Origin of the sequence: Microcystis sp. M49636_WE2, from assembly GCF_030065375.1 — a bacterium.
Lineage (GTDB): Bacteria > Cyanobacteriota > Cyanobacteriia > Cyanobacteriales > Microcystaceae > Microcystis > Microcystis aeruginosa_C.
Window position 1 is genome coordinate 1 of the sequence record NZ_JASJFG010000937.1, and the last position, 8,058, is coordinate 8,058.

10 protein-coding genes are annotated in these 8,058 nt (G+C 44.5%); 8 read left to right on the plus strand and 2 right to left on the minus strand.

Translation table 11 applies throughout. From position 1 onward, the window contains the following. Both PX484_RS21490 and PX484_RS21495 read left to right on the plus strand, forming a co-directional pair. Positions 1-1,344, plus strand: a 1,344-nt coding sequence (locus tag PX484_RS21490; protein ID WP_288105433.1) for an NAD(P)/FAD-dependent oxidoreductase, incomplete at its 5' end; no start/stop codon positions are given. Positions 1,345-1,396: 52 nt separating this feature from the next. Further along, positions 1,397-1,651, plus strand: coding sequence for a hypothetical protein (locus tag PX484_RS21495; protein ID WP_002802814.1), 255 nt, complete (start codon positions 1,397-1,399; stop codon positions 1,649-1,651). 355 nt (positions 1,652-2,006) lie between these two features. On the opposite strand, the gene ccmP is transcribed toward PX484_RS21495, so the two are convergent. Then, positions 2,007-2,648: a beta-carboxysome protein CcmP gene (gene ccmP / locus PX484_RS21500; protein WP_002802816.1), complete on the minus strand. Its 642-nt coding sequence runs from the start codon at positions 2,646-2,648 to the stop codon at positions 2,007-2,009. Positions 2,649-2,935: 287 nt separating this feature from the next. On the opposite strand from ccmP, the gene PX484_RS21505 reads away from it, so the two are divergent. Together PX484_RS21505 and PX484_RS21510 are read left to right on the plus strand one after the other, a co-directional pair. Continuing rightward, on the plus strand, positions 2,936-3,982 hold the full coding sequence (locus PX484_RS21505) for a glucokinase (protein ID WP_287767216.1): 1,047 nt from the start codon (positions 2,936-2,938) through the stop codon (positions 3,980-3,982). A 427-nt stretch (positions 3,983-4,409) separates the two neighbouring features. Further along, positions 4,410-5,378, plus strand: a complete 969-nt coding sequence (locus PX484_RS21510) for a phosphate ABC transporter substrate-binding protein (protein WP_287767217.1) — start codon at positions 4,410-4,412, stop codon at positions 5,376-5,378. A gap of 67 nt (positions 5,379-5,445) precedes the next feature. On the opposite strand, the gene PX484_RS21515 is transcribed toward PX484_RS21510, so the two are convergent. Beyond that, positions 5,446-5,592, minus strand: a complete 147-nt coding sequence (locus tag PX484_RS21515) for a hypothetical protein (protein ID WP_176721611.1) — start codon at positions 5,590-5,592, stop codon at positions 5,446-5,448. Between the two features lie 73 nt (positions 5,593-5,665). Here PX484_RS21515 and PX484_RS21520 point away from each other — a divergent pair, with 73 nt between their 5' ends. The 4 genes from PX484_RS21520 to PX484_RS21535 form a co-directional block, all read left to right on the plus strand. After that, positions 5,666-6,142, plus strand: coding sequence for a hypothetical protein (locus tag PX484_RS21520; RefSeq protein ID WP_061432093.1), 477 nt, complete (start codon positions 5,666-5,668; stop codon positions 6,140-6,142). 18 nt (positions 6,143-6,160) lie between these two features. Further along, positions 6,161-7,618, plus strand: a complete 1,458-nt coding sequence (locus PX484_RS21525; RefSeq protein ID WP_287767218.1) for a GUN4 domain-containing protein — start codon at positions 6,161-6,163, stop codon at positions 7,616-7,618. Positions 7,619-7,688: 70 nt separating this feature from the next. Further along, positions 7,689-7,949 (plus strand): type II toxin-antitoxin system HicA family toxin, encoded by a 261-nt coding sequence (locus tag PX484_RS21530; protein ID WP_287767219.1) that lies wholly within the window; start codon positions 7,689-7,691, stop codon positions 7,947-7,949. Then, the coding region (locus PX484_RS21535; RefSeq protein WP_288105437.1) for a type II toxin-antitoxin system HicB family antitoxin at positions 7,939-8,058 on the plus strand (120 nt) is incomplete at its 3' end. The genes PX484_RS21530 and PX484_RS21535, both read left to right, overlap by 11 nt.

Genomic DNA, 8,058 nt, shown 5'->3' on the forward strand with positions numbered 1-8,058 from the left:
GGCGGCGGATTTGCGGGTTTATACACGGCCAAAGCCCTAAAAAACGCCCCCGTTCATGTTACCCTCATCGATAAGCGAAATTTCCATCTTTTTCAGCCCCTCCTCTATCAAGTCGCTACTGGGGCGCTGTCTCCGGCCGATATCTCCTCACCTTTGCGCTTAATCCTACGGGGTCATGAGAATACAGATATTCTCCTCGATCATGCCATAGATATAGATCCGGTCAAGGGAGAAGTGATCTTGGAAGATCACCCGCCAATCGCCTACGATCAGTTAGTCATTGCCACGGGAGTCAGTCATCACTATTTTGGCAATGATCAATGGCAGCCCTACGCTCCAGGGTTAAAAACCATTGAAGACGCAGTAGAAATGCGTCGTCGCATCTATCTCGCTTTCGAGAAGGCCGAGAAAGAAATCGATGCCGAAAAGCGGCAAGCTTTATTAACTTTTGTAATTGTCGGTGGCGGACCGACGGGGGTAGAATTAGCAGGAGCGATCGCTGAAATTGCCCACGGTGCGCTTAGGTCTGATTTTCACCAGATTAACCCCACAGAAGCGAAAATTTTGCTCTTAGAAGGGATGGATCGGGTATTACCTCCCTATGCGCCCGATTTATCCGCTAAAGCTGCCGCTTCTCTCATAAAATTAGGGGTGACAGTGCAAACTAACAGCATCGTTACCAATATTGTTGAAGGTTGTGTCACGGTCCGTCAGGGAGAAAAGACGACAGAAATCGCCGCCGAGACAATTTTATGGGCAGCAGGGGTAAAAGCATCGAGAATGGGGCGAATTTTGGCCGAAAGAACCGGGGTAAATCTCGATCGCGTCGGCCGGGTAATCGTCGAACCCGATTTAAGTATCGCTGGTTATGCCAATATTTTTGTGATCGGGGATCTGGCTAATTTTGCCCATCAGGGAGATAAACCTTTACCCGGAATTGCTCCCGTGGCCATGCAGGAGGGCGAATATCTGGCCAATTTATTAATTTCTCGCCTAAAAGGGCAAAGTATTAAACCTTTTCATTATATCGATCGAGGTAGTCTGGCAGTTATCGGCCAAAATGCGGCCGTGGTTGATTTGGGATTTGTCAAGTTTTCCGGGTTCATCGCTTGGTTAGTCTGGGTTTGGGCCCATATTTACTATCTGATCGAATTTGATAATAAATTAGTGGTGATGGTGCAATGGGGTTGGAATTATTTTACCCGCGGTCGTGGCGCTCGTTTGATTACGGGAGAGGGGCAGAATTTAGCCTCGGGACAATTGCCGCAAAATCACAGCCAAAATAATAATCTGGCCGTTTCTAACCAGACGGAAACTCTCTCTCCACCGATCATAAAAGTGTGAAAAAATAGCCGTGATTATCCAGTTATCAGTTAGCAGATAAGAACAATCGATCATGAAAATAGAACATCCTAAAAGTCTAGAAATTACCCCAGAGGAAAGCCAAGAATTAGAATATTTACGAGTTACAATTGAACGAGCGATCAAAGATGGTGTGATCACAAGAATAGAATTTGAATCGATTAAAACGATCATGTTTTCTAACAAGAAAAACAATCCCGACCAAATCCTTCGGCAAGTGACACTCTATCGCCATTTAGTCGTTGAAAAACTGAATAATAGCGAACTAATTTTTGAATCTCCTCAATAGGGTGAAATGCTGTTGTAAGCTGCCCGCGCATTTAAATTGCTTGTTGAGATAGGGTGCATCTCACATTTGCAGGAATACCGACAATCAGCAATTGTCAGTGACTCTTAGATGATGACAAATGTATCAGCAGCTGCGTGTAAGCATCCCACCGAAAAGCTAATGCGCGGGGGGTTTGGGGGCGGCGCCACGCCCCCAACGGGGGGTTTGGGGGGTAGAACCCCCCAAAAGCTTGGATTGAGTAATAAAATCGGAAGTAATGCCCAATTTTAGCCGAGAGTTTCCAAGTAAAAATCCCAATTGGTAGATTGACAAAAATGAGATGCACCCTTACCTCCTGCCTTTTGCCTTTGTTAGCCTATTCTTTTTTGTCGCTACCCGGAAAAGCTCGACCTTGAATATTTTCTAAAGCTGAAACTGCCGCTTGGGAACCGGCGATAATATCTCGTTCTTCTCCCCCTAAATATAAGCGGCCAAAACTGCCCACGGAAGTAACGTGTAGGATATTAATTAAAGCAGCTTTTTCGGCCTGATTAGCGGCTAGGGAAGCGTAGGCGGCCGGTTGTACTTCTAAAACGTATAAAGTCTGTCCTGCCATTAACATCATACCCCGAGAACTACGGTTAATTAATTGGGCTTGGTAAGCGTCAATGTTGCGAATAATTTGGCTGGAGACAATTTGCGGTTTCAGACAATCGCGCTGACTAACGCCTAAATACTGCAAAATTGCCTGACCGGCCGCCCTGACCTCTCCCTGACTGCTAGAATGGAGTTCTAAGAGTCCGTAGAGTCGTTCTACGAATAGAACCCCCGGACGAACCACGGCGGATTTGAGGGCAATATCGGTGATGCGATTAATCTCGATGCCGGGGGAAATTTCAATCCAGAGGGAAGCATCCCCGGGTAAGGGTAAAAATCCTTGGGCGACTGTACCGATGTAAGCAGCGTGTTGAAGCTGTAAATTGTCAAGATAAACGTAACTGCGAAGTTCTACACCCAAGCTAATTTCTCCCTCTCTGGTCTATCTTAAAAGTTATGGGGACAGTGATAGGTTCTGCCGCCCTATCGATCGCCTTGAGGCGACAGTGAGACCTAAAATGTCTTTAAGTGCCGTTTCTGTCCTCTAGCAAATCCCCATTCCAACCCCGGAGCGACGATTAATCAATCCTTAATTAGGGCTTAGGCATTACCATCTTTCACTATAGTATAGAATTGACGGCCTTTAAATTTGCTGGGGAGAAGGGGTAAAAAACTATAATTATGGGTACAAACTGAGGAAAAACCAGCATGACGATTCTTTTAGGGGGAGATATCGGGGGAACTAAAACCATCCTGCGTTTAGTGGATTGCCAAAACTCACCGGATAGTCCCCAACCCCGGCTAATTACTCTCGATCAAGAAATTTATCCTAGTGAACAATACCCCGATCTGGTGCCGATCGTCCAGCAGTTTTTGGCCCGACAAACCACTATTCCCCCAGTGGCAAAAGCTTGTTTCGGTATTGCCGGTCCAGTGGTTAACAATAGTTCCGAATTGACCAATTTAAGTTGGTCCCTAACTGGCGATCGCCTAAGCCGCGAGCTGCAGATTGAGCGGGTAAAATTAATTAATGATTTTGCGGCGATCGGTTATGGGGTGTTAGGATTAGCCCCAGAGGAGCTGCACAATCTACAGTCGGCCCCCGCAGTACCAGAGGCCCCGATTGCGGTTATCGGTGCGGGAACTGGGTTAGGAGAGGGTTTTTTGATCCCTGTCTCGAAGGGTACATATCGGGTGTTTGGTAGTGAGGGTTCCCACGCCGATTTTGCCCCTCGATCGAGTTTAGAATATCAACTATTAAATTATCTCTTGGAACTCTATAATATCGAGCGAATTTCGGTGGAGCGAGTGGTTTCTGGCCCTGGAATCACTTCTATCTATCGATTTCTCCACGATAGTAACTATAGTCAGTCATCACCGGCCATGGCGGAAATTTACCGCACTTGGTTAGCAGAAATGGGTAAACCGCAAAAAACCGTCGATTTAGCGGCTAAAATCGCCAGTTTTGCCCAAGATAACTCGGATGATCTCTGTTATCAAACCATGAAAATCTTTGTCGAGGCCTACGGTGCGGAGGCGGGCAATTTAGCCCTCAAGTTGCTTCCCTACGGAGGATTATACATAGCGGGGGGGATTGCGGCCAAGAATCTTCCCCTAATGACCGAGGGGAGCTTTATGAAGGCTTTTCGCGCTAAAGGTCGCATGGCAGAGCTATTAAGCAATATTCCCGTCCATATCGTCCTTAATGCTCAAGTGGGACTGATGGGAGCGGTTTACTGCGCTAGTCAGCTATGAGGGGGGGGTTTAGTGGAGATGGCTAGGGATTATTTTCAGAATATTATCGCCCCGCAGGCGGGCCAGATTGCTCTTTATTGGCCCTGCCTGTTGCCGATGAGTTCAGATTAAAAGGATTAAAAATTATGGCTCTCCTAGACTGAGTATGATCAATTAGTAGCAAAATGCCAATTTAAGAGGACTCTTCGCCTAAAGTTATCAGACAAGACTTTTAGGACTATCTTGCGGAAGAAACTATCAGTATAGACCTCGTTTCCACACAGAAACCAGAAGAGCCTCATTCCTTATCAGTGATCAGATTGCAGTTTTAAGTAGAAGGTGTTAGCTGAAAACTTCGGAACTTTCTTTTCCCCGATTACTGTTTACTGTTCACTGTTGACCGAAAAATCCCCAAATACCCTAACGGATCACCGCTCACTGAATAATTATGTCTCAAAAAAACGAAACAACTGCTTTAATAATCGCTCTTTTAGCCACTGCGGGCATTTTAGGTGGGGGTTACTTCTGGCTACAAAGTCAATGTGCTGCAGGTAAAGAATTTTTTCTCTGTGGCAGCGGTAAAAGTCCGCAAAAATCCCCAACATCGGGAAGTGCCTCCTCTCCCTTACCCCCTCCCCCTTCCCCCCAGGGAGTGGTCAGTTTTGCCCCACCGACTTCTATCCCCAGTGGCACGACAATTCGCATTAACGGCTCCACCAGTATGGTACAGATTAATCAAGCCTTAAAAGCCGCTTTAACTGCCAAATTTCAGGGGGTAGAGGTCTTGACAAATGCTCAAGGATCTGATAGGGGATTAGAGGAAGTGTCCCGGGGGGTGATCGATATTGCGGCGGTGTCACGACCTTTAACCGAGTCGGAACGCTCTCAGGGATTGGCTTCTAGTCCGATCGTTCGAGATGCGATCGCTGTTGTGGTGGGAGTAAAAAATCCTTTTGCGGGGGGGTTAACCACTGCCCAAGTTAAAGATATTTTTACCGGAAAAATCACCTCTTGGTCGGAGGTGGGCGGTTCTGCAGCTACTATTCAAGTGATTAATCGTCCTCCTATTAGTGGCACTTATCAAAGTTTTCGTCAGGAAGTGCTGCAAGGGGGAGAATTTGGTACAGGAACTAATTTCAAAATGATGGATAGGGATGCCACTACCCCAATTTTGCGAGTTTTAGGACTGAATGGCATTAGTTACGCAACCTATAGCCAAATCGCCGACCAAAAAACCGTCAGGGCGCTCGCTGTGGACGGAATTTCAGCCAGTGAACCTAATTATCCCTGGCAGCGTACCCTTTACTACGTTTACAAAGAACCTGCTAGTGAAGCGGTCAAAGCTTTTATGGGTTTTGTGGCCTCTAGTGATGGTCAAGAAGCGATTTTTCGGGCTAATGAAGACTTACAAAAGTAGTTAGCGAGAATATCTGAAAATCTGGGAAATTTTACGCCTTGCATGACTAGGGTAAGCATTGCCTATTTTACTGTGGAGACGGGGAAGCATTGAGAATGGTTAGCTGAACACCATTATCTTTTTCATAAACGATCGCCACGGGAATGGTCAACCTGGAATCTTTTTTCGGTAGATATGAAATTAGAAATTTCTCAGGTGAGACGAATGGAGTCATAAATTAAGTTATTCATTCCCATCGGCGATTCTACTGTTAAAATCAGAAAAAAGACGAGCTTAAGGTGGTATTGATGTCTATCATTAAACGGCGCAAATTTTTGGTTGGCTTGGTTTTGAGCCTTTTTTTCCATCGATTCTCAAACCAAAGCGTTTCAGCGCAGGAAAGTCAATCAGTCAACATTCAGTGGCGCGTTCCCGCAGAACAGGTGAACACTGTTCGGGAAGAATTGAACTTTGAAGGGCAAGTCATTCCAGACAAGTCAACGATAACGGATGATCGGGGATTACCCCTTATTTATATTTTAATTGGGGCAGTTGCTTTGGGGCAGATTGCCACAACTTTATTAGAAATTTATAAAGATACTAAATATGGAGGAGTTATTGTCCGTAAAAACAAAAAAGGAGAATTGTTAATCGAAAACAACGCAAATTTAGAACGAGGGACAATTATTATCGATCAAGGTAATGAAGTCAAGATAATTTTTAGAGAAAAAAACGATCCAAAGGCAACCGAACTCATCCAAGCACTAACCCCATTAATAAAATGATGTGGAAGGAGTAAGGTAATGAAAAAGGCTTTTTGGGGATGTTTGGCATTAACGGGAATAACAGCTAGTCTTGTTGGTATAAAAATAGCACAAGCTCAGCGTAATTCCTTGATCGTAAAAGATGCTAATGGGAAAGAAGTTATTGTTTATCAAGAAAGCCATGCTTTAGTTATTTGGGCTGGAGATTATAAAAATTGGGGAAAATTAAATAACCTTCAATATGAAGCGAAAGAGGTCGTAACGGCACTACAAAAACAAGGATTTCAGGTTAGAGAAATTCCCAATCCCAATCGAACTAAATTGAGTAATGGGATCAAGGATTTTATCGATGATTATGGTTATCGACAGAATAATCGTCTAGTGATTTTTTTTGCAGGGCATGGTTACACTCGTCAGCAGACCAAAGGATATTTAGTTCCCGTTGATGCACCCGATCCGATTGTTGATGAACAGGGCTTTCTGAAAGCGGCATTGTCAATGGAACAGATTAATTCTTGGGCAACTCAAATGGAGGCAAAGCACGTTTTATTTGTGTTTGATAGTTGTTTCTCGGGAACGATTTTTAAACAAAGATCTAATGGAGAGGATGCGGGAAATGCTTATATCCGAGATGTGATGAATAAACCCGTGAGGCAATTTTTAACGGCTGGTGATGCGAATGAAAAAGTTCCTGCAAAAAGTGTATTTACGCCGCTATTTTTGAGAGCATTAGAAGGGGAGGCTGATTATACAAAAGATGGGTATGTAACGGGAAGTGAATTAGGTCTTTATTTGACGCAACATCTTCCCAATTTAACAAGGGGAAATCAACATCCTCAATTTGGGACGATTCTAGATGTTAACTTAAATCGGGGAGATATTGTTTTTCGCTCATCTATAGCCGTAGTATCCCCCCAACCCAGTCCATCACCTCCCGTGCTTACGCCACCGAAACCAACACCATCAAATCCGCCAATCCAACCGCGATCGACCCTCATCTCCTCAACCACTGGCGTGGACTATACAACGCTACGAGAACTCCTGCAACAAAAGAAATGGAAAGAAGCTGATCAAAAAACGTCTGATCTCATGCTAGCGGCAGCTAAGCGAGAAGCGATCAATGAAGAATCCGCCAAGAAATTTTCCTGTGAGGATTTGCGGATGATCGATCGAGAGTGGTTAGCGGCTTCTGGTGGTAAGTTTGGCTTCTCGGTACAATTGGCGATCTATAAGCGGACAGGCAATTCCATCGGCAGCTATAATGACAAAGCTTACAGTCGCTTTGGAGATGCCGTCGGATGGCGAGCAAACGGGATTTGGAAATCTAGTGATGAATTAACTTTGGGTACAAACGCATCATCTATTGCACCCGAAGGACACCTCCCAGCCGCGGTTTGGCCGACCGGCGACCGGGGTTTGCTTGGTCTTTCGCGTTTGTATATGGATAGGGAGGAGGGTGGGTGGCTCTGGTGGCGGCTCTCGGAGTGCAGCCTATAAATCTTAGCCTATAAGGCGTTTCGCAGTTTTTTCAAACTCCGATCTTATGAGGTTTCCCTAATGTATAATTATGAGTCAACAAGACAAATTGTTAACTAAAATCCTTCTAGGAAATGCCGATACGAACATTCCCTTTGAGCAGCTTTGTCAACTGCTGAGAAAACTTGTCTTTTATGAAAGAATACGAGGAAGTCATCATATTTTCATTCAAGAAGGAATTGAAGAAATTTTAAATCTACAACCTAAACAAGGAAAAGCAAAGACTTATCAAGTCAAACAAATTCGTAATCTAATTTTAAAATATAAATTAGGAGGGAAAGATGAAAATTAGCTATGAATTAATTATTTATTGGAGTGAGGAAGATCAAGCTTTTATTGTTGAAGTTCCAGAATTAGCAGGATGTATGGCAGATGGAGAAACCTATCAAGAAGCTGTACAA

Coding starts and splice junctions, on each gene's coding strand:
- PX484_RS21515 (WP_176721611.1), bottom strand. CDS start 5,592: ATGACTCCATTCGTCTCACCTGAGAAATTTCTAATTTCATATCTACCG.
- PX484_RS21520 (WP_061432093.1), top strand. CDS start 5,666: ATGTCTATCATTAAACGGCGCAAATTTTTGGTTGGCTTGGTTTTGAGC.
- PX484_RS21505 (WP_287767216.1), top strand. CDS start 2,936: ATGACGATTCTTTTAGGGGGAGATATCGGGGGAACTAAAACCATCCTG.
- PX484_RS21510 (WP_287767217.1), top strand. CDS start 4,410: ATGTCTCAAAAAAACGAAACAACTGCTTTAATAATCGCTCTTTTAGCC.
- PX484_RS21525 (WP_287767218.1), top strand. CDS start 6,161: ATGAAAAAGGCTTTTTGGGGATGTTTGGCATTAACGGGAATAACAGCT.
- PX484_RS21495 (WP_002802814.1), top strand. CDS start 1,397: ATGAAAATAGAACATCCTAAAAGTCTAGAAATTACCCCAGAGGAAAGC.
- PX484_RS21530 (WP_287767219.1), top strand. CDS start 7,689: ATGAGTCAACAAGACAAATTGTTAACTAAAATCCTTCTAGGAAATGCC.